This window comes from Aeromonas sp. 603757 (assembly GCF_049171255.1).
Lineage (GTDB): Bacteria > Pseudomonadota > Gammaproteobacteria > Enterobacterales > Aeromonadaceae > Aeromonas > Aeromonas veronii_A.
In genome coordinates this window covers 39,375-64,511 of record NZ_JAAKOE010000022.1, presented here as the reverse complement: position 1 = coordinate 64,511, position 25,137 = coordinate 39,375, and the positions used below count along the sequence as shown (strand labels likewise).

The window sequence follows — 25,137 nt, the reverse complement described above, 5'->3', positions numbered from 1 at the left end:
CAAACGGAGGGATCCAGCCAACAGAATCAGATAGATATCAGTGTAGGCAATCTATCTTGCCAAGCCCGGTGCCACTCTTGCAACTCGCTGCGTGGCATCGGTCTGGCAGAGAAGAACCCCTGACAAACATCGCAGCCCAACTTTGCCAGCAACCGCCAGGTCTGCTCATCCTCTACCCCTTCAGCCACCGACTTGAGGCCCAACTTGCGCGCCAGCTCGATACTGGACTCGATAATGGCCAGACGGGATGGGTCTTCAAAACAGCGGTCGACAAAGGAGCGATCCAGCTTCAGTTCGGTAAAGGGCAGCAGCGCCAGTTGCTGCATGGAGGAGTAGCCGGTACCGAAGTCATCAATGGCGAGGCCAAAGCCGTGCATCCGCAGCCGGGTCAGCACCTCCAGCGACTTGCCCAGATCCTGTACAAAGGCGCTCTCGGTCACCTCCAGGGTGATAAGCTCGGGGTTGATGCTCCAGCGTTGACACTGATTGATCAGGGAGTTGCACAGATCGCCCTCGATCAGCGAGGTAGTGGAGAGGTTCATCGACAGATTGAGCGAGAGTCCGGTCTCTTCCCACAAGTGACCATCACTCAGGGATTTGCCGATGATCACTTCAGTCAACTGATCGATCAGTCCGTTGCGCTCCGCCAGTGGAATAAAACGCCCCGGAGAGATCAGGCCGTACTCCGGGTGCTGCCAGCGGGCCAGCGCCTCCATCCCGACCCACTCGCCGGAGGCAAAGCTCACCTTGGGCTGATACCAGGGCAGCAACTGATCCTGCTCGAGTGCACTGCACAACTCATCCAGGCCGATCCTGTGCCCCTCCTCCTCCCTGGCAGGCTCCTCCCGGGGTGACCAGGCATCGATCAGCAGCTTGAGCTGCTGCTGGGTAGAGGGTTTCTCTATGCGGCCGAGCACCTGCAAGCCATAGGCGGCACTCATCCGCAACACGGCCTCCACCACATCGTCTTCAAGGGCGCTGGAGAGGATAATCCCCCCGCGAAAACCGCCCAATGACAGGCGGCGCAGCAGCGCCATGCCATCCATGCCCGGCATCCGCAGGTCGCAAAACAGGATATCGACGGCGTGTTGCTGGCTCAGCACCAGCGCCTCGGCACCATCGGCCGCCTCCAGCAGATTCTGGTAACCCAGGCTGCGGACCTGGTGCAGCAGCGCCTTGCGCTGAAATCCATGGTCTTCCACGACCATAATGACCAACTCATGTTGTGCTTTTTTCATCGAGCCATAATCCAATGTCGTGGGCGATCGCCGTCATCAATAGCTGCACCTTGCCGGTCAGCTCATCCAGTTCCTCAAGCTGCTTCAATCTGGCAGCCGACTCCAGCCTGGCAGCCTGTGTGGCCAGCTCCTGCAGCCCGACCATGCGGGCTGCCCCCTTGATCCGGTGGGCAGTTTCTACCAGTACGTTGAAATCATGGCAAGCCAGCGCAGCCATCATATGAGCCCCATCCTGACGATTGGAGTCGAGATATTCCGCCGCCATCGCCCGCGCCGTCGGCTCATCGCCAAACAGGGTCAACCAGCGTTCAGCCTGAACGGCCAGCACATCATCGACCGCCGTCACCGCTGTACCGCCCGCCGGTACCGACTCAGCGAGCCAGTGTGCCAGCAGCTGGCGCAGGGTATCCAGCGGGTAGGGCTTGAACAGCATGTCACTCATTCCCGCTTCCACCATACGGGCATGGGCCTCTTCCGAGGTATCCGCTGTCACCCCAATAATGGGCGCCGTCACGCCCGCAGCCCGCAGCGCCTTGGTCAGGGCATAGCCGTCCATCACCGGCATGTGGCAATCGGTCAGCAACAGGGAGAATGGCTGCCCCTGCCAGGCCCGCAACGCCTTCTCGCCATCTTCCACTACCTGGGATTCAATTCCGAGGATAGCCAGTTGTCGTGCCAGCAGGGCGCGATTGACCGGATGATCATCGGCCACCAGCACCCGTCCTCCCAGCTTGTCGGCCAGCGCAGGCAGAACCGGGGCGACCCGTTCCTGCAGCAGTTCGAGACAACTCTCCAGCAGCAGATCCGGGTAGAGAGGAGAGAGCCCCAATCGCCACCACAACTGACCGCCGATCCGGCCGCGAAGGGCCTCGTTCGGTGACGCTATGATCCCTCTCAATGAGACATGCTGCAACCATCCCTGCCACTCACCGCCGAGGGCCTGCTCCAACCACAGCTGATCAGCCAGCAGCAACCCTTCCAGTGAGCGGTTGAGCTGGCTGGCATCCAGATGCCTTAGCTTGGCGCCCAACCGCCGCATGGCCGCCTCGAGGCTGGCATCGGCGCTGAAAAACCACCATTCGGTGCCAGCCAGCGGGGGCGCATCCCATTGAGGGTTGGTCAGCGGCACGGTAAAGCGGAAACGGGATCCCTCTCCCGCCTTGCTGGTCAGGGTGAGTTCGCCCCCCATTTTGCGCACCAGCTGATCACAGATTGCCAGCCCCAGCCCGGTACCACCAAAGCGGCGATTGATGTCGGACTCCACCTGCTCAAACGGAGTGAACAACAATGCCTGTTTCTCCTCGGCAATCCCGATACCGGTATCGCGGATACTGATAGCAAGCTGATCGCGCAGGTAGCTGACCCGGATGGAGACCTCCCCCTGTTCGGTGAACTTTACCGCATTGTTGAGCAGATTGGAGATCACCTGACCGACCCGTACCCCGTCGATATCGGCCCAATCAGGTACATGCTGGCCCCACTCCAGCGTCACGTTGAGCCCCTTGCTATGGGCCAGGGTAGCGTGGCCACGGATCGCATCGCAGATCACCGTCTGCAACCGGCTGACCTGACAATGCAGTTGCAACTGACCCGCCTCGATCTTGGAGAAATCGAGTATGTCGTTGACCAGATAGAGCAGGTTGTTGGTCGAGGTGACCACATTACGCACCATGTAACGTTGATCGTCGTTGAGCTCGCTCATTTGCAACAACTCGAGCATGCCGTGCATGCCGGAGATGGGGGTGCGTAACTCGTGGCTCATGGTGGCCAGAAAGCGGCTGCGCGCCTGCATCGCCTGCTCGGCATAAGCACGTGCCTCGCGCAGCTCATGCTCCTGCTGCTTGAGGGCCGTGATGTCCTGAATCACCCCGTTGAGTATCAGCGCCTGCTGCTCCTGACGGACAAAATTGCCGCGTACCTGCAGATAGCGATCCCCGTCAGGGCGCTCCACCTTGACCTCCAGATCGAGGGGGGCCAGGGTCTCGGCATGGTTGGCCACCTTGCTGACAAACTCCTGCAGGGCCTGTTCGGTAAAGCCAAATACCTCACCACCCGATTCAGCGTTAAATAAATCCTGATGAGATACCCCCAGGATCTCGTTGGCCCCCTGAGAGGCATAAAGAAAGCGTCCCTTGCCCGGCCCCAGCCACAGATACTGGTAGACTACGCCGGGCATGCTGTCGGTGATCTGGGTCAGGCGAGTTTCAGCCTGACGAGCACGCTCCTCGGCTTCCTTGATACGGCTGACATCGGTCAGCACTGTCAGCACACCCCGCATGTTGCCATCGGGGTCCCGGTAAGGGCGCTTGGCATAGATAACATGAAAAGGGGTGCCATCGGCACGCAAGCTATTGCCGGCCCCCTCCAGCTCCTGGCCGCTTTGCCATATCCTGCGCTCCTCTTCCAGCACGCTCGCACGCAGGGGCTCGGGGATGCTTTGCAGGTCGTCAAGCGCCTCGCCATTGACATCAACGAGAAAGGCATCGCGATAAGCCCGGTTGCAGAGGGTTATACGCTGCTCGCTGTCGCGCAATGCCACCATGGTCGGCAATGAGTTGAGCAGGGTCTGTACAAACAGCAACTGTTCGTTGAGTTTGCTCTCTGCGATTTTCCGCTGCGCAATCTGGCGACGCAGGCTGCGGGCCCAGAACATCACCAGCAGACCGCAGGTCAACAAGGCCACTCCGCCCAGCGCCAGCCACTTGTAGAACTGGCTGTAATCGGATTCGACATTTACCGAAACATTGAGCCAGCGCCGCTCCAGCAGTTGCCACTCCTCATCCGTGATGGTCAGCAACAGCTTGTCCATGATCCGCAGCAGCTCGGGCTGCCTGATATCAACGGCCATGCTGATGGGCACGGAAAACTCGGGGGAGCTCAGCACCACCTGATACTTTTCGTTGAAGCCCTTCATGGCCTGCTGCCCCAGATTGGTCATGGTCAACAGCACATACTCGGCTTTCCCCGTATCAAGCAGGGTAAGCAGCTCGGTATCCTTGCCCACTTCAATGACGTTGCCACCATGGGCGCTGATAAGAGAAGCCTCATAAGAACCGGTCACGCCACCAATCAGGCGCCCTTTCAGCTCCGCCAGCGACTTCAACGGGCGTGCGCCGCGCCGGGATACCACATAGCTGTCGAATTTAAGGTAGGAGGAGCTGAAGGAGGCAAATGCCTCGCGATCCCTGAGCGGTGTCATCAGGGGGATCAGATCCACCTTGTGCTGTTTCAGCAGAGCCAGAGACTCTTGCCAGGTGCTGGTCGGCTCAAGTTCAAAGCGGATCCCCGAGCGCAGACTCAACAACTTCATCAAATCTGCCGCATAGCCGTGCAACACCCCTTCGTCATCAATCTCGCTGATACCGGCAAACGACGGCGCAACGGCAAACCTGACCACCTTGCTCTTCTTCTTTAACCAGGCTACCTCGTCTGGTTCCAGCAACAAACCCGCCTTGAAACGGCTGTCTTCCTGATTCAGCCGCAACCGGGCATCAGCCACCGGGATCCGCTGGTAGGCCTGCCAGATGCGATCCGTCAGCGCCGGGTCATGGGTACTGGTTGCAATGGTCAATGCACTACCGGGGATCCAGTCCGGGATCACAATCCCCATCGACTCAGGCAACCGCTCCATCTCCATGGCAATGATCGGCCCCAGAGCCAGATAAGCATCGGCCGCCCCCAGTTTGACCATATAGGTCGCCTCGTCACGGCTCTCCAGCTCGGTCACATGAGGCATCCCCAGTCGCGCTAGCTCATTGCAACTGCCAAAACCGCGAATACAGACCCAGCGAAGCTTGCGCGCCTGTTCCAGGGTCAAACGTTGATCCGGATGGCGCATCAAGATGGCGCGGGCGTAGGAGCCCAGATAGCCAATATGATTCATCCCCTCCAGCTCGAGCGCATCGAGCTCGACCCCGATCAAGGCATCAACTTGGCGTCTGTTCAGCGCACCACGGGCATCCACATAGGAGTTGTAGGAGACATAGCGCAGGGAGACCCCCATTTCTGCCGCAATACGCGAGGCCAGCTCCTTGAGCGGACCGGCATAGCGCTGATTGGGCAGTTCATAGAGGAACGGAGGATAACCACCACGGGGCACCCCGACCACCAACTCTTCATCAGCCGCACTCTGGTGGTCCGCCACTGCCTTTTCCAACTGGGGAACAGCAACAGCAGGCAGGCCGGAAAACAGCAGCAACAGGGGGAGAAAAAGCTGACGAAAGAGTGACATGAAGTCTTGTCCTGATGAGTAAAACAGATAGGCCACCATATCTAATCTTGCCGATCCTGGCGGAACAAGGCGAGAAAACATACGCATCTGTCACAAACGGGGCAGAGAGGATAGTGCCGGGGCACAGAAAAGTGAATAAAAAATCAACCTGCAAACACAAAAATGGCAGGCATTACGCCTGCCACATCACCACGGGGAGAGCGTTTACCCTCCCCTATGGATCAGGTTATTCGATTCCCGAGCCGAAAGCCGGTTTGATACTCGCTTTCGCGGATATGGGCGATCTGTCCCTCAAACCCTTCCAGACCAATATCTTTCAGCAGGGCAGGTGACAGACTGACCACGGCGAGGCGACGCTCAACCCGGGCGATCCGTTTTTGAACCAAAGACTCGACACCACGCAGTAAAATCAGTTCGATAGACATGACATTCTCCAGTTGAACATGCGGTTCTCCCGGAGAAAGTGGATATCACCCTGCGGGACGAACCGCGGGTGATAAAAAGACAGGGGTTACCTGTTTACGCCACGCGGTAAAAGAGCACGAGATTTCACGCCGCACGCAGTGCCGCGAGAGAATGCAAAATTGAGCATCAGATGTTGCATTTTCATCTCCTTACCGAGTAAAAGTTGAACAGGTTGCAGAAGTCTAAAAAATATCCGAATTTAAAACAAGCCTCTTGCGGCTCCTTTTTAAACGTTTTTACGGCATTTTATGCTGTCCGTCTGGCAACGATGCCAGCACATCAGATCCCCGAGAGTAGCCGGTACTCTTCCAGTACATAGGTATCCGTCATGCCGCTGACATAATCGAGCAGCAACCGCACCCGGTAATACCACTCCTGCTCGTTCTGGCAGGCAAAACGCTGATCCGGGGTGGCGATCGCCAATCGATAGGCCTTGAGATGGCGGGCCGAGAGGCGGTGATAGAGACGGCGCGCAAAGAACAGCGCCTGACTCCCCTCCCCGGCCAGCAGGCGAGCAAACTGTGGCGCTGGCAGCGCCAATAGACAGGCATAACTGGTCAGCACCCCGCGCAGCGCCGCATACCCCTCCAGCTCAAGCGCTTCCACTTCGGGGCGCATAAAGACCAGCTCGCGGGCCACCTGCTTGAGGATATCGAGCACCCGCGCCGCCGGCGCCTGACCATGCAGCAGTGCTTGCGGATAGGAGCCCTGCAAAATGGCCTGATGTTCGCTGACATAGCTCTGCGCCGCCAGCGCAACCAGATCCCGGGTAAGTTGCTGGCGAAAATGGGGGAAAAAGCCCCGACCACTGGCAAGCGCGTCATCCAGCAAGGTGCCCATGTAGTCACTCTGGTCAGCAGCTCGCAGTGCCGCCAGCAGTTCACCCAGAGTCAGGATCCTCCGATCTACCGCATCTTCCAGATCGGCGATGCAGTAGGAGATATCATCGGCCGCCTCCATGATATAGACCAGCGGATGACGGCATCCGGGGGCCAATCCCAGACTCTGGCCGAGGGCACGGTAGAGCGGCTGCTCGCTAAAGAAGATGCCCCGTTTGCTGCTCCAGCCATGATGTTGGCCATAGCTCACCCCGGGTTGAGGCTGCTGCGGGTATTTGCAGAGCGCCGCCAGTTGCCCGAGCGTCAGATTGAGCTCGTGCAGACTGTGCACCAGCCGCAAGCTCTGGGCGTTGCCATCAAACAGTTGCAGATCCTGACGCAGCTCAGCCCACTGGGTCGAGGGGGGCTGCGCCAGCGCCTGCTGATAGAGGGGATCGAGCATCTCGCCGAGCCACTGGCTCATCACCTGCTCGCCAAAGTGGCCAAACGGCGGGTTGCCCACGTCATGAAGCAGGCAGGACATCTCCACCAGATTGATAAAGGCCCCTTCGCAGACCATCCCGGCTGGCAAGGCGGCCAGAATACGGCGGCTGATCTGGCGACCGGTCTCCTGCACCTCCAGCGAGTGGGTGAGGCGACTGCGCACCGAGGCCTTCACATCGAGCGGAAAGACCTGGGTCTTCTGCTGCAACCGGCGCACTGGCGCCGCCTGCACGATACGGGCGCGATCCTGCTCGGTCGCCTCCAGCAAATCCTCGCCCCCCCAAGGGTGGATGCGCGCAGGGGTAATCAAACGGCTATACATCTTGCAGCTCCTTGCCAGCCACTTCCATCAGACTCAAGACAACCTCCAGCCTCAAGACAGCAACCAGCGCCGCAGCCGGGCGATATCGCCCGGATATTCCCGGCGCAACGTCTCAATCCAGTCTTCCACGTTCTCCCACCAGGCGGGATGATCCGGGCTCTGGATCAGCTGAGCCGTCTGCTGCAAACGACGCAGGCCAATGGAGCCTGCCGCCCCTTTTATCTTATGCGCCTCCTCCACCACCCCCGCCTGATCCCGGGCGATCATGTTGGAGTCGAGCACCGCCATGTAGTCCGGCATCATCTTCTCGAACAGCTCGACGCTGGAGAGCAGCACCGGCTTGCCCACCGTATCGGCATAATCAGTGAGGAAGGGAATATCCAGCAGGGCATCCTGATTGCCCGCATCAGCTTGCTCGTCCGCTTCATCCTCGGCCAGACCGGCAAACAGATGGCCAATCACCTCCCGCACAGCCTTCGAGCCAAGCGGTTTGTTGATCACATCCCGCATCCCGCGCTCCAGATAATACTGGCGATCGCCGGTAGAGTTGGCCGTTAGTGCCACCATGGGCGGCAGGCTGTCGCCATAACGCTCCAGCAGGGTTTTCGCCACATCGAAGCCGGTCATGTCCGGCAGCTGGATATCGAGCAGAATGAGGTCGAAATCATCCGGATTGGCCATCGCCAGCGCCTGGGTGCCATCCCGTGCCACCTGCACCTGATGACCCAGCTTGCCCAGCAGGGCGCAGGCCACCGTCACGTTGAGCTCCACATCTTCCACCAGCAGGATATCGAGGGAGGGCATCTCCTCCTCCTGCTCCTGCGGCACTGGCTCGGCGCAAGCTACCTCCAGCTCGGCGGTGAAGCAGGAGCCTTCGCCCGGCTCACTGTCCACATAGAGCTGGCCGCCCATCGCCTGCACCAGCTGACGGGAGACCGCGAGGCCAATACCGGTGCCGGTGGCGTGTTTCTTGCCCTGCACCTGATAGTACATGGCGAAGATCTTCTCCTGCTGGGCGCGCGGGATGCCGATGCCGGTATCCTCCACCTCGAAGTGCAGGGCCAGCTTGCCCGGCTCGTCGGCAGGATGAGAGAGGCAGCGCACGGTGACGCCCCCCTCGTCGGTAAACTTGACCGCATTGCCCACCAGATTCCACAGCACCTGACGCAGACGGGTACCGTCGGCTATCACGAATTGCGGCATGTCGCCATCGCGATCGAAATGCAGATATAGCCCCTTCTGCTCCGCCTGAATGCGCGACAGGGTCTCCAGCTCGTCGAGGAAGGCAGGCAGATCGATGCGGGTCGGCGCAATTTCGAGGCGACGCCGATCGAGTTTGTCCAAATCGATGATGTCGTTGAAGATATTGCCAAGGGTCACCGCACTCAGGTGAATGGTCTTGAGCTGCTGGTGCTGCTTGGGATCGAGGGGGGTATCCATCAGCATCCGGCTTAAGCCCACGATGCCGTTGAGCGGGGTGCGCAGCTCGTGGCTGATGGTGGAGATAAAGGTAGTCTTGTCGCGGCTCGCCTTCTCCAGTTTGTCCTGATACTGCTTGCGCTCGGTGATGTCGCGGCCAAAGCCGAGCAGGCCCAGCCGCTTGCCGAAGCGATCGAAGAAGGGCACTTTGCGCAGCTCGAAGTAGGCCTTGCGGCCATCGGGATACTCCAGCCACTGTTCATAGGTGAGGGGCTCATTGCTGGCAAAGACCTGCTTGTCGGTCTCCACCACCTTGTTGGCAATCTCCTGCTTGTAGACATCGAAAGGTGTGAGGCCAATCAGCTCGCTCTCCGCCTTGCCGGTCAGCTCCTCCATGGCGCGGTTGCAACCGGAGAACTGCTCATCCTCATTGCGGTAGTAGACCAGATCCGGGGAACAGTCGATAAAAGAGCGCAGCAGAGCGGTACGCTCCCCCAGATGAAGCTGGGCTTTCTCCCGCTGGAACACCTCGTTCTCGAGATCCTCGATGGCCTGCAGACGCAGTGCCTCGGCCCGGTTGGTCTCGGCAATCTGGGCATTGAGGCGACTGATGTTCTCCTGCAACTGACTGTTGAGCTCCAGATCCCGCTCGCGCATATCCTGCAGCTTGCGCACCATCCGGCTCAATCGCTGACGGGAATCCTCCAGCTGATCCACCACGATGGAGAGGAAATAGACCGCCCAGGGGGTCACCAGCAGGCCAAAGAAGACCGAGCGCACGAAGTCGATCACATCAATATTGCCGCGCAGGAACAGGGTCACCCCCATCTGGATGGCGACAGCCAGCACTATGATGCCAGCCGCCAGAAACATGCTGAAGCGCACCAGTCCCAGCTTGGTCATCAGATCGACGTAATATTGTGCCCAGGATTTAATCTGCTTCATCTTGTTATTTTCTCCCCCATATCCGCGAACAGAATACCAGCACAGAGAATTGAACTCTTCTTATCTCGCACAATTAATTAACGATTCGCCTAGTGAAATGAGTGAGTTAGGATATTTGATGAAATTCTGTCAGTTGCCATTAAGGGTGGCCCCCTATAATCGCCCACCTGGTAATTTAAACGCGTTTAATTTAGGAGTTATCTGATGCGCAACACTACCCTGCTTGGTCTGGGCCTGCTGGTCGCAAATAGTGCATATGCGGATTTGGGAACCATTCCCAACGAATCGGGCTGGTCCGGTTTCCTGCTTGGCGGCGTCAACGTCATCAATTACGAATCCAACTTTTACAGCGGTGACGACGAAAATCGTCGACTGAGCGGACTGGGCAGTGCAGAGAGCAGCTCCGCCGTCGCCCCGCTGCTCAACGCAGATATCCGTTACACCTTTGCCGATACCCGCACCCAGGTCTTCCTCGGTAACCTGATCCAGGATGCCATCCGTTTCGACTTCACCCAGCAACTCGGTATCCGCCAGGAGATGAGCAACAAGGGCACAGTGGCCGGCTCCGTGGTCTTCAATGCCATGCCAACCGAGCAGTGGAGCGATCCCTTCGCCGTAAGCGTCGATCGCCAGTCGACCGATATCAAGTCAAAAGGGGTGCGCTTCGCCTGGGACAATATCTGGGGCAGCAACTTCTTCGGCAGCCTGACCACCCGCAACATCGAAGTCGATGAAGAGCGCAGTGGCAGCCAGTATGGTGCCGACACGGCGGCCAAGCTGGATCGCAACGGCAAGATCCACGCCCTCGACCTCTCCTACAAATGGCAGCTGGCAGCCGGTCAGGTGCTGGAGCCGGCTTTCATCCACCGTCAGGCTGACCTGGACGGCAGCGCCCAGAGCTACAAGAGCAACGGCCTCCAGTTGACCTACGGCAAGCGGGCATCCCAGTGGTCCTTCGTCAGCAACCTCTATCTGGGTCAGACCAAATATGATGAAGCCAACCCAATCCCTGACTTTGGTAACAAAAAAGCCGACTCCGACGAGTTTGCCCTGACCGGTACCTTCTTCTGGCACCGCCTGTTCGGTATTGCACCGCTCTCGGCAACCTTTACCGCTGGCTACGCCAAGTCCGATTCCGACATCAACTTCTACGATTCTGAATCGGTGATGTTCAACACCGGCCTGCTCTACAACTTCTAATAACGGCTGTGCGCACCGATACAACAAGGCCACCCGAAGGTGGCCTTGTTGCTATCCGGCATTTGCCTCAAATACCCAAAGAGTCGAGCAGATCATCGTGATCATTACTGGCTGGCGCAGCGGCTGCCGGGGCCGGCTTGGCGGCATCCTGCTTGGCTTGGGCGATCAGGGCGTCAGGATCCAGCTCCTCGTGCTCCATCCCCTCATTGTGAATGCGGATGAACTCGGTCTTGTCCATCGCCAGCTCCAGATAAAAGATGTTGTTACGGGCGGTGAAGAAAGTGACGCGGCGGGACTCCGGACTGTCAAGATTGGTATCGACGCTCAGCATCACCTGCTTGTTGAGGGCCAGCATCTTCGGCTGGTTCTGGGTAATGTGAGTCTGCAAATCCCGGCCCACCTTGACGGTAAAGCTACCGACGATCTGGTTCATCAGTTCGCCCATCACGTTGCTCACCTCGTCAGAGGTATGGGAGATGGCGAGATCCTCCTTGGAGAGCCCCATGCTCAGCATGTAGCTCTCGTACAACTCCATGGCGGCAGCGGCGGAGAAGTTGATCACCACCAGACCGGAAAAACCGCCATCGAACAGCACGAAGCAGCCGATATCCGGCTTGAGGCAGGTCTTGCTGATCCGCTGCACCATGCCGGAAAACCGCACCTGACTCATGGTCGCGGCACTCAACACATCGGTCACCGAGTTGCACAGGCTGAGCAGTACATCCTCAGTCGTCAACACGACGTCATCATCGGCTCTTGTCACTATCATGGGACCTTCCTGAACATCGAGAATGGGCTTATCTATACCATAACTCTAACAGATGGCGCGGCCCGAAGACTGAAATAGCGACACGCCTCTCAGTTGACGCCGTTATCAGCAGCCGCAGGGGTAAAACCGCTCAGCTTGGCGAGCCGGGCACGCCATCTGTCGGCCTGCTGCGCCAGCACCTGTGGCTCATAAGGCACGATCGGATGAGCCCCCCAGATGGGGCCTGGCCAGGCAGCATCGGTGGCGAAACGTGCGACATGGTGAATGTGCAGCTGTGGCACCAGATTGCCCAGCGCCCCTATGTTGATCTTGTCCGGGCTGAGGGCCTGCTCCATCAGGGCGGCGACGGCGCAGGACTCCTGCATCAGCTGTTGCTGCTGCTCCGGCGCCAGATGGTGAATTTCCCGCAGGTTGGCTACTCGCGGTACCAGGATGAGCCAGGGATACTGGCTGTCTTTGGCCAGCAAGACCCGGCAGAGGGGCAGATCCCCGAGCCACCGGGTATCTGCCTGCAGGCGTGAATGCAATTCAAACATGAAAACCTCGTTGAGTACGATGAACAGAGCGCCTGAGAAAGGAGTGTCCACGTTACTGCAACGGGCAGAAAACTTAAAGCTGTGGCACGGCCCAACCGATAAAGCGCTTGCGAAGGGCCGGGTCGGCCTGGAGGAACAGCTGCTGCAACTGCCCTTCCAGCTCGCTGGCTGCCACAACGGGTTGAGCCCCACCGGAGAGCGTAGCCGTTGGTTGTGTAGTCACAGCGACGGCCGTCAGCGCCGCCTTGCCGCCGCTGCGGTTGTATTCAGCCAGTTTGCCGTTCCAATCCACCCCGAGCAGCATGCCGCTGGTCACCAGCGCATCCTGCTGGATAGCAAGCGCGCGGCCATTCTCCTGCAGCGCTACCACAGGAGCCTTGGCATACGCCTGCATCCCCCGCTCGTCTCCCGGTACGCTGGCCGTCAGCTGCAAATGCTGATTGCTGCCCTGATAGCGCACCACCTGCGGCTCGGAGCGTACCTGCCGATCATTCTCGCTGCTGCTGCGACTGGGGATCACCCCCTCGAAGCGCACCAGCAGTTGCTGCTCGCCATCCGCCAGGGTGGCATGCTGCTCATCTTGCAAGGTGCCGTTGCTCACCGCGAGGATGCGGAAATTCTCCGGCACCTTCACGTCCACCATGGCCTGCACACTGCCTGCCCCCAACACTGCACAGAGCAGCACAAAACCGGTCAACCCTCTATTACTCTTCATTCCCGCTGATCTTCCTGATGCCGATGATGGGCGCAGGGTAGCAGCCGAAGATGACAGAAAAATAACGCCGCTCAGAGCAGGTAGTGGGGTCGCTCGGCAAACCACTGGGCCAGCACCTGCTTGAACAGCCGGATCTTGCGCGGCACCCGCCGCTGCTGGGCATGCAGCACATGAAGCTGATGCAGACCACTCTGCCACTCGTCGAGCACGGTCACCAGCTCTCCCGCCGTCAGCAGCGATTCCACCAGCATCAGCGGGCACTTGGCATAGCCCACACCGGCACGCGCCAGTTGTAACACGGTACTGTAGTGGTTGGCTCGCACCTTGCCCTGCACCAGAATGTGAGCCTCTTCCCCTTCACGGATAAAGTGCCACTGCTCCCAGGCCGGATTGTGCCCCTGCAACAGGCAGCTGCGCCCGCTCAGCTCATAGGGAGTGGCGGGACGCCCCTCTCGCGCCACCAGTGCGGGGCTCGCCACCACCACATCCTTGAGCCGCCCCAGCGGCAGGGCCACCAGATTATCCGGCACTTCGCTCATGGCGCGCAGGGCGATGTCGTTCTCCCCCTGGCTCATGTCGACCATCTGGTTGGTGAAGTTGAGCTCCACCTCCACTCCCGGGCAAAGCGCGGCAAAGCTGGTCAGCAGCTCGCTCACCATGCGATCACCGGTACTGACCGGGCAGGTAAAACGCAGCCGACCGCCATCCTCTTCGGTCAGCGCCTGAATATCCTGCTCCGCTTGCCGCGCCAGCGCGAAGATCTCCCCCGCCTGCTGGTAGAGGGTCTTGCCCGCCTCGGTCAGGCTGAGGCGGCGGGTGGTGCGCTGCAACAGTTGCGCATTGAGGGAGGACTCCAGCGCGCTGACGTGGCGGCTCAGCATCCCCTTGCTCACTCCCAGCGTATCGGCAGCAGCCGAGAAACTGCCGCGCAGCACCACCTCGTAAAAGCTGGCCAGATGGGCGATATCCATCATTAGCTCCAATATGGAAACAATGGGTTTATTTTACGCGCTTTTTCGCATTTTCTGTTGCGCTAGAATCGATACATCCCAACCAGGAGTGATGCAGATGAAAATTGTGATTGTGGGTGCCTCCGGCACCGTCGGTTCTGCAGTCAGTGAACTGCTTGCCAAAGATCATCAGGTGATCCGGGTCGGCCACAGTCGTGGCGATGCCACGGTCGACATGCGCGATCCCGCCTCCATCAAGGCGCTGTTCGCCAAGCTGGGCCAGTTTGATGCACTGGTTGTCGCCAGCGGCAGCGTGGCCTTCAACGGCCTGACCGAGATGACCGACGAACAGTGGCAGGTGGGACTGGAGAGCAAGCTGATGGGCCAGATCAACCTGACCCGCGCCGCCATTCCCTATCTGACTGACAAGGGCTCCATCACTTTGATCAGCGGTATTCTGAGCGAGGAGCCGATCAACTGGGGCGTGAGCGCCAGCACAGTCAACGGCGCTATCGATCACTTTGTGAAAGCGGCCGCCTGCGAGTTACCCCGCGGCCTGCGCATCAATGTGGTGAGCCCCACCGTGCTGGAGGAGTCGATGGACAAATACGCTGACTTCTTCCCGGGCTTCGTACCGGTACCCGCCGCCAAGGTAGCGCAGGCCTACAAGAAGTCGGTGCTGGGCATCCAGACCGGCCAGGTGTTCAGGGTCAACGGCTAATCGCCGCTCGCTTGCCGCCAGACCAGCAATAAAAATGGGCCCCATAGCGGGGCCCGTCTGTTTATCTGCCTCTCTCCTTCACCATCAGCAAACGTTTGTTTGTTGGCGACAAAAAAAGAGCGCAACCCTTAGTCGATCAGACCGTACTGATCGCGCAGCACCTCGATGATCTCCTGCTTGGGATTGGCAGAACGCGCCAGCTTGTGGCCGATAATCTTCTCGGCGATCCCGACATAGGTGTTGGAGATATCCATCATCACTTCGGTCGGCAGCTTGTTGTCGCGGGCCAGGGCAAAACGTTCCGGCATGCGGTTCTTGTTGAGCAGGATGTCCGGATCCGGGAAGTGGTTGAGCAGCCACTGACGGAAACCCTCTTTAGACTTCTCGACAATCTGGCCGTCGCGCAGGGCGGCGCCATCCCAGATACGGGAGCTGTCGGGGGTGCCCACTTCGTCCATGTAGATCAGCTTCTCGTTGCCTGCCGCATCGTGGACATAACCAAACTCGAACTTGGTATCGACGAAGATCTGATCCAGCCCGGCCAGCGCGTCGCTGATGACGTTGAAGCCCTCTTTGAGCAGCACTTCGTAGCGGTCGATGTCGGCCGGCTTGCTGAAGTTGAAGCCCTTATAATGGCGCTCGATATCGGCACGGGAGACGTTGACGTCATCGGCTTCCGGCACGCCATCCAGCCCTTTCAGCACGCCCTTGGTGGACGGAGTGATGAGGATCTCCGGCAGCTTCTGATCTTTTTTGAGCCCTTCCGGCAGGGTGATGCCGCAGAACTCGCGCTCGCCATCCTTGTAGGCACGCCACATGGAGCCGGTGATGTACTGGCGGGCAATCGCCTCGATCATCACCGGACGGGCTTTTTGCACGATCCAGACGAAGGGGTGCGGAATATCCAGAATGTGGCTGTCAGCCAGTCCCTTCTCCTTGAACAGCTTGAACCAGTGGCTGGAGATGGCGTTGAGCGCCGCCCCTTTGCCCGGTACGCCGTTCAGGCCATCCACACCTTGCCAGATGCAATCGAAAGCCGAAATGCGATCGCTGATCACCATGAGGGCGAGGGGCGCATCGGCCGGCACATCATAGCCTTTCTCTTTTATGAGCCGGGCACTGTCTTCGGGGGTCAACCAGTAGACGCTACGCACTTTGCCGGAATGGACAGGTTTATCGGTACGGATCGGCAAATCGTCATTCACCGCCAATACTTGATCTGCAAGACTCATGGCTAATAACACTTCCTGTTTGTGGGGGGTAAACATCGCGAGTTCCTCACCTGCACGCTCTGTTTGTAACGGGCTGGCAAGGGGGCTCGCATCATCGAAAACCGCTCGGAATCCCCGCGTTTTCAGGGGGATTTTGATAACAAAACAGGGGCACAAGGCCCCTGTATTTATTCTGCTTTTGCTGCTACCTGATCGGCCAGCCCCTTGGCGAACGCCTCGGACAGGCTGATATACATCTGGGAAATAACCCCGGACGATACCGGCTTCTTGTCCTTGTCGAACAGGGTGATGGAGGTCTTGCCTCCCGCCATTTCGCCAAGCTGGAAGCGGTATTTCTCCTCCTCCAGTTTGAACGGCTCGCTCCCTTTCGCCTTCCAGAACTCGGCACCCGGCTCTTCGTACTCGACGTCGATCCAGCCCAGTGACTGCTGGGTATCCTTGATGGTGAAACCGTAAGCAGGCAGTACCTGGTTGAGGCGACGCCACACCTGATCAAAGGAGCCTTCGGCAATCCAGGCGCTCAGTTCGTTGTTGTCCAGACCCAGTTGCAGACCCATGCCATCGTTGGACTTGTGCTGCTCGCGGGCTTTCAGCTGGCTGTCGTAATAGAGAGAGAACTGGTTCAGCACTCGCGCGGCATAGCGCTGGGCATCGGCAGGGGTCAGCTTGTTGCTGGTCTCGCCGTCGATGGTCTCTTCGTGATCCAGTACCCGGACCGACATATTGACAGCGTGGCGCTGGGCATCGTTGCGCACGGTGAACTGGTAACGCTGACGGATTTTGAAGTCTTCGTCATCTTCACCCCAGCCATCGAGAGCGACCGTGTTGTCAAACCAGCCGGTCTGCAATACGCCATCCTGCTGATCCAGCTTCTCGGTGGTGACCTTGTATTTGGCCAGGAAGTTCATCAGGAACGACCAGGTATCGCGCTCCACGCTCTGGCTGGTGCTGAGGGCATAGAAAGCAACGGTCGGTTCGGTTGCGCTCTGCACCACCTGACTGCCCGGTACCACGGTCAGCAGCTGAGCGGGTGGGCGCACATCGACCTGGGCGCCGAGGGCACCTTCACGGCTGCTCTCAGGAAGCGGCGGAATATCGTACTGGCTGTTGAAGGTGGGGGCACTCAATCCTGCGGGGATCAAGAACGCGCGGCCCTCGAGGCGGGCATCTTCATAACCGAAGTCGCGGTTGGCCATTTTGCGATCCTGGGGGGTGCTGCAACCGGCCAAGACGGCCACAGTCGCAACGCTCAGCACCAGACGGGCTCTATTTCCCTTTCCATTAGATTTAAACACTCGCCATCAACTCCGCTGTGGTCAGTGCTCGCGCCATCAGCTGTTCGCCCTCGGGAGTGAGGTCAACCAGCGGCAGGCGCAAGGTGGCTGTTGCAATCAACCCCAGTTGGGCACAGGCCCATTTCACCGGGGTGGGGCTCGGTTCGCAGAACAGAGTCTTGTGCAACGGCATCAAGAGATTGTTGATGTCATGCGCCTGTCCGGCATCACCGGCCAGCGCAGCACGACACATGTCGGCCATCTGGGCCGCTGCAATGTTGGTGGTGACCGAAATCACGCCATCGCCACCTTGCAGCATAAAATCACAACCAGTGGCATCGTCGCCACTGTAGAGAGCAAACTCCGGCCCGCACAGCTCGCGCAGCCGCGGGGTGCGGCTCAAATCGCCGGTTGCCTCTTTCAAACCGATAATGCCGGGAACCTTGGCCAGACGGGCCACGGTCTCCGGTTTGAGATCGCAACAGGTGCGACCGGGCACATTATAAAGAATTTGGGGCAGACCACTAGCCTCGGCGATCGCACAATAGTGGCGATAGAGACCTTCCTGAGTGGGCTTGTTGTAGTAAGGAGTCACCGAGAGGCCCGCCACCACGCCGGTTTTGGCCAGTCGCTTGGTCAATTCAATGGCATGGGCAGTATTGTTGGAGCCGCAACCGGCGATGACGGGAATGCGTCCGGCGGCATACTCAACGGTCTTTTCAACGACGGCGATATGCTCCTGCTCGCTCAGGGTCACCGATTCCCCTGTGGTCCCAACCGCAACAATGGCGCAGGTCCCGGCGCTGACATGATAGTCGACCAGTTTGGCCAGACTGGCCCAATCGACTTCACCTGAAGCCAGCATGGGGGTAACGAGCGCAACAATACTACCGCGTAACATGGACTTTTCTCCCGATTTTCAGGGGCGTAATGGTAAAGCTGACCCCTTTGAAAAACAAGGGAGAGAGGGGGCAAGCCGTGATACCATCCGGAACAAAAAGTAATGGACGAAAGTCGGCAGCGTCCCTCAGGGAGTGGTCATCAGGGCCGGAGGGTTGGCTTGCCAGCGCGGCTTTCGCAACGAAATAACGGACGAGAGAAGATTTATGACTCACTACCTGGTCGTAACGGCCATCGGCACGGACAGGCCTGGCATCGTCAATGAAGTGACCCGCCACGTCAGTAGCTGTGGTTGCAACATTGTAGACAGCCGCCTTGGCATCTTCGGCAATGAATTTACCTTTATCATGCTGCTCTCGGGCGACTGGAACAGCATGATGCAACTCGAAATCAGCCTGCCCCTGCGTAGCCAGGAGTGGGATCTCATCACCATGATGAAACGCACCGAGCGCCACCAGTCCCTGCAGTATGACGTCCGCGCCAGCGCCGACCTGTTGATCCGCGACGAGCCCGGCATCGTAAGCCAGTGCACCCAGTTCTTCAGCGAACATGGCTGGAACATTCAGGCGATGCAATCCATGACCCTGGAGCAGCAGCCGTTCAACCTGCTGAAGATCAGTTTTCAGCTCAATCTGGCCAGAGAGGGTGAAGTGGAAGGTTCGCAAACCGCCTTCGCCGAATTCTGTCGTCAACTGGGTGCCGAATCGTTCGAGTTTACCGTCAATCGCAAACACGCCTGAGGGCGTTTTACCCGAGGAGACACCATGCAACCACTACAAGCTGGCAGCCCCGCCCCCGATTTCTCCCTGCCCGACCAGAATGGCAATCAGGTCAGCCTCGCTGGCCTGCGCGGCAAGAAGGTGCTGGTCTATTTCTACCCCAAGGCGATGACCCCCGGCTGCACTACCCAGGCCTGCAGCCTGCGCGATGTGAACGCCGAGTTGGCCGCCCTCAATGTGGTGGTGCTTGGCATCAGCCCGGATCCGGCCAAACGGCTGAAAAAGTTCGAAGAGCGGGACCAGCTCAACTTCACCCTGCTGGCCGATGAAGACCACGCCGTCGCCGATGCCTTTGGCGTCTGGGGCCCGAAGAAGTTCATGGGCAAGGAGTATGACGGCATTCACCGTCAGAGCTTCCTGATCGATGAAGAGGGCAAGATTGCCCACCACTTCGACAAGTTCAAAACCAGCGATCACCATCAGGTGGTACTGGATTTCCTCAAGGGATAATCCTCCCCTGCGTCATTGAAAGGCCTGCCATGCAGGCCTTTTTTGTCTGGTCAGCCGCCCCTTGCCAGCGGATTTTTCTCACCAACTCCCCCGCCCAGATCAAAAAATTCATTTTATATATGGGTTAACGTGACCCCAGAATCATCTTCCAGCGAGATATCCCATGAACATGAGCAACACAGAACGTTTGATCCTGAGCAACCAGTACGAAATTCTGGCGAAACTCAATCCGGAGAAAGCGGACGTCTACCAGCGCGCCAGCACCATCATCGAGCGCGGCTACTGCCTGCAGATCCTCGAGCTGGAGAAGAGCTTCGGCCATCTGGATCTGGCAACCTGCCAAGAGGTGATCGACACCCTGGAGCTGCACCACGCACTGGCCATCTCATGGGGCAATCTGGATGCAGCCGATCAGGGCGAGATCAACGCCAGTCGGCTGGAGTTCAACGGCTACAGCCGCAGCCAGGAGCGTGAGCTGGCTGACTACGTCTGCTTCCTGCTGGAGGTGGACAAGCGCTTCCCCGAGCTCAAGTGCCCGTGCGACGAGCTCTCCAGCGACATCGCCATGCGCGACAAATACCAGCGGATGCTGCAGGTGTGGCGTCAGTGTCCACGTCAGTACAAGCTCTCCATCCAGGAGATCCGCAAGGTGCTGGCGGCCTGATCCGCATACCAACCGCAACAAAAAAGGCGCCACTGGCGCCTTTTTGCATCTGAAACGGGTTATTCGTAGAGAAAGGATTTATCGAGCTGCTGGAAGGCGGCCTTGAGGGTATCGGCCAGCTCTTCATAGCGCGGCTGGGAAACCAGCTGGCGGCGGCCCCCCTGCTCGTTCATCTTGCCGTTGATCTCCCGATACCAGCTCGCCAGCGACGGGGGCAAGCGGGTGTCGGCACGCTGGCCGAGCCAGTAGTAACCCTGCAGCGGCAAACTGAGCAGAAACAGCACGGAGGTGATAACGGAGGGCCAGTAGTGCAGCTCGCCAAACTGGAACTGCAGCATCACGCTCAGCACCGCCAGCGCGGGGATCACCTTGAGGGCGAACTCGGTTGCCTTGATCACCCGATTTTCAGGAAACATCGAATTGAGCTCGGGACGGCGCGGCCAAAGCGTCATATAATGGCGGCCTTGCTGTAACTTAGTTCCAAAAATGTTCATGCTCATACTACCTCCGAGCGCTTTTTGAACGTACTAACGGCAAAACCTCGACAAAATTTGATGCAAAGTAACAAAGGTTGAGGATGACTTTGTTATTTTTCAACAATCGGGTTATCCTTTGTACGCCCATTTTTGCGTCAAAAGCTTCTTGCTATTGACCTGTCAGGGACGTCTGGATTTCGGGTCTTGTATCACTATACAAGGGGCAAGCAACAGATTGCCAACCCTCATAAGGATAAGTTGAAAGTTTTTGGCCGCACCGCGTCCAACGCATCCGCCTACACAACCCAATCTGCGATAGGATTTATTCATGAGTAAGCTGGTTCTTGTTCTTAACTGTGGCAGCTCTTCCCTGAAGTTTGCCGTCATTGACGCAACCACCGGTGATGACCTGCTGTCCGGCCTGGCCGAGTGCTTCAACCTCGACGACGCCCGCATCAAGTGGAAACTGAATGGCGAGAAAGGCAGTGCCGATCTGGGCGCGGGTGCCGCTCACCAGGAAGCGCTGGACTTCATCGTCAACAAGATCCTGCCGCTCAATCCGGAACTGTCCAAGAACCTGATCGCCATCGGTCACCGTGTTGTTCACGGTGGCGAGCGTTTCACCTCTTCCGTGGTCATCTGCGAAGACGTGATCGCCGGCATCGAAGCTGCTGTTCCGTACGCACCGCTGCACAACCCGGCTCACCTGATCGGTATCCGTGAAGCTCGCCGCGTATTCCCGGCGCTGGCTGACAAGAACGTGGCCGTATTCGATACCGCGTTCCACCAGACCATGCCAGAAGAAGCCTTCCTGTACGCCCTGCCGTACAAACTCTACAAAGAGAACGGCATCCGTCGCTACGGCGCTCACGGAACCAGCCACTACTACATCAGCCTGGAAGCTGCCAAGCAGCTGAACAAGCCGGTTGAAGAGCTGAACATCATCAACTGCCACCTGGGCAACGGCGGTTCCGTCTGCGCCATCAAGAACGGCAAATCCGTTGATACCTCCATGGGTCTGACCCCGCTGGAAGGTCTGGTGATGGGTACCCGCTCCGGCGATCTGGACCCGGCCATCATCTTCTTCCTGCACGACAAGCTGGGCATGAGCGTGGCCGATATCAACACCATGCTGACCAAAGAGTCCGGCCTGCAGGGTCTGACCGAAGTAACCTCCGACTGCCGTTTTGTTGAAGACAACTACGACAGCAAAGAAGAAGCCAAGCGTGCTATGGACGTTTACTGCTATCGCCTGGCCAAGTACATCGGCGCCTACGCTGCCGCCATGGACGGTCGTCTGGACGCCGTTGTTTTCACCGGTGGTATCGGTGAAAACTCCGCCCCGATCCGTGAAATCACCCTGAACAAGCTGGGTCTGCTGGGCTTTGACGTCGATCACGACGCCAACCTGAAGGCTCGTTTCGGCAAGGGTGGCGAGATCACCAAGGCTGGTTCTACCAAGGCTCTGGTAATCCCGACCAACGAAGAGTGGGTTATCGCCCACGACGCGCTGGAACTGGTCGGCGCTTAATTGACGCAGTAACTCGAGGCCGCCCACCAGGGCGGCCTTTTCCTGATCCCAAAAAATGAACAAGGGGTATAAAGTGGCACGCACTATTATGCTTATCCCGGTCGGCACTGGTGTCGGCGTAACTTCCGTGAGTCTGGGCGTTGTTCGCGCCATGGAGCGTCACGGTGTCAATGTCAGCTTCTTCAAACCGGTTGCCCAGCCGCGTCCGGGTGAAACCGGTGCCGAGCGCTCAACCGCAGTTATCCGCGCTGCTGCCAACATCAACCCGCCCGAGCCGTTCACCCTCTCCTACGCCGAGAACATGATCAGCTCAAGCAACACCGACATCCTGCTGGAAGAGATCGTTGCCCGCTTCGAAGAGCACGTGAAATCCAGTGGTGCCGAAGTGCTGGTTGTCGAAGGTATGGTGCCGACCGACAAGCAGCCCTTTGCCAACAAGCTGAACTACGACGTTGCCAAGGCGCTGGACGCTGACATGGTATTCGTGACCCACCCGGGCCATGACTCCAGCCAGAAGCTGAAAGAGCGCATCGAGCTGGCCTGCTCCAACTTCGGTGGTGTCAACAACCCCCGCATCGTTGGTTGCGTGATCAACAAGGTTGGCGCGCCGGTTGACGAGCATGGCGTAACCCGCCCTGATCTGACCGAGATGTTCGAAGCCCATCACCACGCTTCTGACGCGGCTCACAACCTGGAAGTGCTGCAAGTGTTCGGCAAGAGCCCGCTGCGCATCCTGGGTTGCATCCCCTGGAACACCCAGCTGATCGCCCCGCGCGCCAAGGATCTCGCCAAGCATCTGGCCGCCAAGATCCTGCACAAGGGTGAGCTGGACAGCCGTCGCCTGCAGACCGTGACCTTCTGCGCCCGCTCCATCCACAACATGGTCGAGCACTTCCGTCCGGGCAGCCTGCTGGTGACCTCCGGCGACCGCTCCGACGTCATCGTCTCTGCCTGCCTCTCAGCCATGAACGGCGTCAAGCTGGGCGCCCTGCTGCTGACCGGTAACTATCATCCGGAGCCGCAGGTCATGGCGCTGTGCCAACAGGCTATGGCCACCGGCCTGCCGATCATGATGACCGGTACCAACACCTGGCAGACCGCCGTCAGCCTGCAGAACTTCAACGTCGATATTCCGGAAGATGACCGCGAGCGTATCGAGCTGGTACAGGACTACGTCGCTGGCCACATCGACAAGCACTGGATCGAGTCGCTGACCGTCAGCTCTACCCGTTCCCGTCGCCTGAGCCCGCCGGCGTTCCGTTATCAGCTGACCGAGCTGGCCCGTCAGGCCAACAAGCGTGTCGTGCTGCCGGAAGGCGACGAGCCGCGCACCATCAAGGCTGCCGCCATCTGTGCCGAGCGTGGCATTGCCCGTCCGGTACTGCTGGGTAACCCGGAAGAGATCCGTCGTGTTGCCGAGCAGCAGGGTGTAGTTCTGACCGATCGCGTCGAGATCATCGATCCGGCCGTTGTGCGCGAGCGCTATGTGCCGCGTCTGGTCGAGCTGCGCAAGAACAAGGGCATGACCGAAGTGGTTGCCCGCGAGCAGCTGGAAGACAACGTGGTACTGGGTACCATGATGCTGGAGCGCAATGAAGTTGACGGCCTGGTATCCGGCGCGGTGCACACCACTGCCAACACCATCCGTCCGCCGATGCAGATCATCAAGACCGCGCCGGGCTCTTCCCTGATCTCCTCCATCTTCTTCATGCTGCTGCCTGACCAGGTTCTGGTCTACGGTGACTGCGCGATCAACCCGGATCCGACTGCCGAGCAGCTGGCCGAGATCGCCATCCAGTCCGCCGACTCCGCTGCCGCGTTCGGCATCGAGCCGCGCGTAGCCATGATCTCCTACTCCACCGGTACCTCTGGCGCCGGTGCCGATGTAGAGAAAGTGCGTGAAGCGACCGAGCTGGCCAAGGCCAAGCGCCCCGACCTCATCATCGACGGCCCCCTGCAGTACGACGCGGCCATCATGGAGAACGTGGCCAAGTCCAAGGCACCGAACTCACCGGTTGCCGGTAAAGCCACCGTGTTCGTCTTCCCTGACCTGAACACAGGTAACACCACTTACAAAGCGGTGCAGCGCTCCGCTGACCTGGTCTCCATCGGCCCGATGCTGCAAGGCATGCGCAAGCCGGTCAACGACCTCTCCCGTGGCGCCCTGGTTGACGACATCGTCTATACCATCGCCCTGACCGGTATCCAGGCTGCCCAGGCTGACGAACAAGCCTAATCAGTGCCTGTCTGAAAAAACCGATCACAAAGGCTGCTCACCCAAGGTGAGCAGCTTTTTTTATTGGTACTCTTTTGCCAACCAGAGAAAAACTCCGCCAATCTGGCATTTAATAGAATAATGTTATCCATTCTATCGGAGTTCGGAGCTGACAGAACACTAGGAAACCAGCGTGACGCCCGATCGAAACAGAGTTTAAAAGACATGCAATATCATATGGTTGGTAATAGATAACGGCGCAGGCTGACTGCTTATAGCAAATTTTCAGTCATTGGGAGGAGGAACAAGCCTGTCAATAATTGCAGTGAAAAAGACCCACTCGATACGCTATTCATCAATGTGCCACTCGGCAATATCCACATCATGGAGGAATGGAAATGCTGATGAAGAAGCTCTCTGCAGTGATGTTGCTGGCCTGCTTGCCCCTGTTGAACCAACCCGTGCTGGCGGCCGATAAAACCGTTCCCAAACAGACAACTGCGGCGCCCGCAGCTGTTGAGAGCGGGAAGGTAAATATCAATACCGCCACCCTTGCCGAACTCACCAGCCTGAAAGGGATTGGTGACAAGAAGGCACAAGCCATCGTCGACTATCGGGAAAAACAGGGAAAGTTCACCTCGGTCGATCAGCTGGCAGATGTCAATGGCATTGGCCCGGCCACGCTGGAAGCCAACCGTGACATGATCATCGTCAAATAACGTCCGAGCTCTGCATATACAAATGGGGTAGCCTGTGGCTGCCCCATTTTTCTTGGAGTATCAT

The 25,137-nt window shown here is 58.6% G+C and carries 21 protein-coding genes; 8 read left to right on the top strand and 13 right to left on the bottom strand.

Annotated features, from left to right (window positions below; translation table 11 throughout):
• Positions 1–26: 26 nt before the first annotated feature.
• The 5 genes from G5332_RS17900 to arcB form a co-directional block, all read right to left on the bottom strand.
• Positions 27–1,238 (bottom strand): EAL domain-containing response regulator, encoded by a 1,212-nt coding sequence (locus tag G5332_RS17900; RefSeq protein ID WP_227341982.1) that lies wholly within the window; start codon positions 1,236–1,238, stop codon positions 27–29.
• Positions 1,219–5,469: an ATP-binding protein gene (locus G5332_RS17895; RefSeq protein WP_227341981.1), complete on the bottom strand. Its 4,251-nt coding sequence runs from the start codon at positions 5,467–5,469 to the stop codon at positions 1,219–1,221. The genes G5332_RS17900 and G5332_RS17895 overlap by 20 nt, the downstream gene beginning before the upstream one ends.
• Before the next feature lie 221 nt (positions 5,470–5,690).
• On the bottom strand, positions 5,691–5,894 hold the full coding sequence (locus G5332_RS17890) for a hypothetical protein (RefSeq protein ID WP_216952918.1): 204 nt from the start codon (positions 5,892–5,894) through the stop codon (positions 5,691–5,693).
• A gap of 319 nt (positions 5,895–6,213) precedes the next feature.
• A complete protein-coding gene (dgt, locus tag G5332_RS17885) occupies positions 6,214–7,578 on the bottom strand; it encodes a dGTPase (RefSeq protein WP_421311486.1) in 1,365 nt (454 codons plus the stop codon).
• Positions 7,579–7,629: 51 nt separating this feature from the next.
• Positions 7,630–9,942, bottom strand: a complete 2,313-nt coding sequence (arcB, locus tag G5332_RS17880) for an aerobic respiration two-component sensor histidine kinase ArcB (protein ID WP_216952916.1) — start codon at positions 9,940–9,942, stop codon at positions 7,630–7,632.
• Positions 9,943–10,146: 204 nt separating this feature from the next.
• Between arcB and G5332_RS17875 the strand changes: the two genes are divergently transcribed.
• On the top strand, positions 10,147–11,142 hold the full coding sequence (locus tag G5332_RS17875; protein ID WP_216952915.1) for a DUF2860 family protein: 996 nt from the start codon (positions 10,147–10,149) through the stop codon (positions 11,140–11,142).
• Between the two features lie 67 nt (positions 11,143–11,209).
• Here the strand turns inward: G5332_RS17875 and G5332_RS17870 are convergent, their stop codons facing one another.
• From G5332_RS17870 to G5332_RS17855, 4 genes are all read right to left on the bottom strand, one after another.
• Entirely contained in the window at positions 11,210–11,911 is a 702-nt protein-coding gene (locus G5332_RS17870; RefSeq protein ID WP_227341980.1) for a DUF3334 family protein, read from the bottom strand.
• An 89-nt stretch (positions 11,912–12,000) separates the two neighbouring features.
• Entirely contained in the window at positions 12,001–12,447 is a 447-nt protein-coding gene (locus G5332_RS17865; RefSeq protein ID WP_227341979.1) for an HIT domain-containing protein, read from the bottom strand.
• A 73-nt stretch (positions 12,448–12,520) separates the two neighbouring features.
• On the bottom strand, positions 12,521–13,162 hold the full coding sequence (locus tag G5332_RS17860; RefSeq protein ID WP_421172867.1) for a DUF2057 domain-containing protein: 642 nt from the start codon (positions 13,160–13,162) through the stop codon (positions 12,521–12,523).
• Between the two features lie 71 nt (positions 13,163–13,233).
• The gene (locus G5332_RS17855; protein WP_421172884.1) at positions 13,234–14,133 is read right to left on the bottom strand and encodes a LysR family transcriptional regulator; all 900 of its coding nucleotides are present in this window, start codon (positions 14,131–14,133) and stop codon (positions 13,234–13,236) included.
• A gap of 97 nt (positions 14,134–14,230) precedes the next feature.
• Between G5332_RS17855 and G5332_RS17850 the strand changes: the two genes are divergently transcribed.
• Positions 14,231–14,833, top strand: coding sequence for a short chain dehydrogenase (locus G5332_RS17850; protein WP_100646724.1), 603 nt, complete (start codon positions 14,231–14,233; stop codon positions 14,831–14,833).
• 128 nt (positions 14,834–14,961) lie between these two features.
• Here G5332_RS17850 and G5332_RS17845 read toward each other — a convergent pair whose 3' ends face one another.
• From G5332_RS17845 to dapA, 3 genes are all read right to left on the bottom strand, one after another.
• Complete coding sequence (locus tag G5332_RS17845) at positions 14,962–16,065, bottom strand: phosphoribosylaminoimidazolesuccinocarboxamide synthase (RefSeq protein WP_040065098.1); 1,104 nt, start codon at positions 16,063–16,065, stop codon at positions 14,962–14,964.
• Between the two features lie 167 nt (positions 16,066–16,232).
• Positions 16,233–17,360, bottom strand: a complete 1,128-nt coding sequence (bamC, locus tag G5332_RS17840; RefSeq protein WP_421172868.1) for an outer membrane protein assembly factor BamC — start codon at positions 17,358–17,360, stop codon at positions 16,233–16,235.
• On the bottom strand, positions 17,353–18,240 hold the full coding sequence (gene dapA / locus G5332_RS17835) for a 4-hydroxy-tetrahydrodipicolinate synthase (protein WP_227341977.1): 888 nt from the start codon (positions 18,238–18,240) through the stop codon (positions 17,353–17,355). Before dapA ends, bamC begins: the two co-directional genes overlap by 8 nt.
• Before the next feature lie 205 nt (positions 18,241–18,445).
• Here dapA and G5332_RS17830 point away from each other — a divergent pair, with 205 nt between their 5' ends.
• The 3 genes from G5332_RS17830 to G5332_RS17820 all read left to right on the top strand — a co-directional run bounded on the left by G5332_RS17830 (position 18,446) and on the right by G5332_RS17820 (position 20,132).
• Positions 18,446–18,979, top strand: a complete 534-nt coding sequence (locus tag G5332_RS17830) for a glycine cleavage system protein R (protein WP_421311483.1) — start codon at positions 18,446–18,448, stop codon at positions 18,977–18,979.
• 24 nt (positions 18,980–19,003) lie between these two features.
• The gene (gene bcp, locus G5332_RS17825; RefSeq protein ID WP_005358255.1) at positions 19,004–19,468 is read left to right on the top strand and encodes a thioredoxin-dependent thiol peroxidase; all 465 of its coding nucleotides are present in this window, start codon (positions 19,004–19,006) and stop codon (positions 19,466–19,468) included.
• A gap of 163 nt (positions 19,469–19,631) precedes the next feature.
• Positions 19,632–20,132 (top strand): YfbU family protein, encoded by a 501-nt coding sequence (locus tag G5332_RS17820; protein ID WP_005341125.1) that lies wholly within the window; start codon positions 19,632–19,634, stop codon positions 20,130–20,132.
• A 59-nt stretch (positions 20,133–20,191) separates the two neighbouring features.
• Here G5332_RS17820 and yfbV read toward each other — a convergent pair whose 3' ends face one another.
• On the bottom strand, positions 20,192–20,632 hold the full coding sequence (yfbV, locus tag G5332_RS17815; RefSeq protein WP_005339116.1) for a terminus macrodomain insulation protein YfbV: 441 nt from the start codon (positions 20,630–20,632) through the stop codon (positions 20,192–20,194).
• Between the two features lie 304 nt (positions 20,633–20,936).
• Between yfbV and G5332_RS17810 the strand changes: the two genes are divergently transcribed.
• The 3 genes from G5332_RS17810 to G5332_RS17800 all read left to right on the top strand — a co-directional run bounded on the left by G5332_RS17810 (position 20,937) and on the right by G5332_RS17800 (position 25,073).
• Positions 20,937–22,139, top strand: coding sequence for an acetate kinase (locus tag G5332_RS17810; protein ID WP_005349210.1), 1,203 nt, complete (start codon positions 20,937–20,939; stop codon positions 22,137–22,139).
• Positions 22,140–22,194: 55 nt separating this feature from the next.
• Complete coding sequence (gene pta / locus G5332_RS17805; RefSeq protein ID WP_005339119.1) at positions 22,195–24,375, top strand: phosphate acetyltransferase; 2,181 nt, start codon at positions 22,195–22,197, stop codon at positions 24,373–24,375.
• A gap of 377 nt (positions 24,376–24,752) precedes the next feature.
• Positions 24,753–25,073, top strand: a complete 321-nt coding sequence (locus G5332_RS17800; RefSeq protein WP_216952910.1) for a ComEA family DNA-binding protein — start codon at positions 24,753–24,755, stop codon at positions 25,071–25,073.
• The last annotated feature ends 64 nt before the right edge of the window (positions 25,074–25,137 follow it).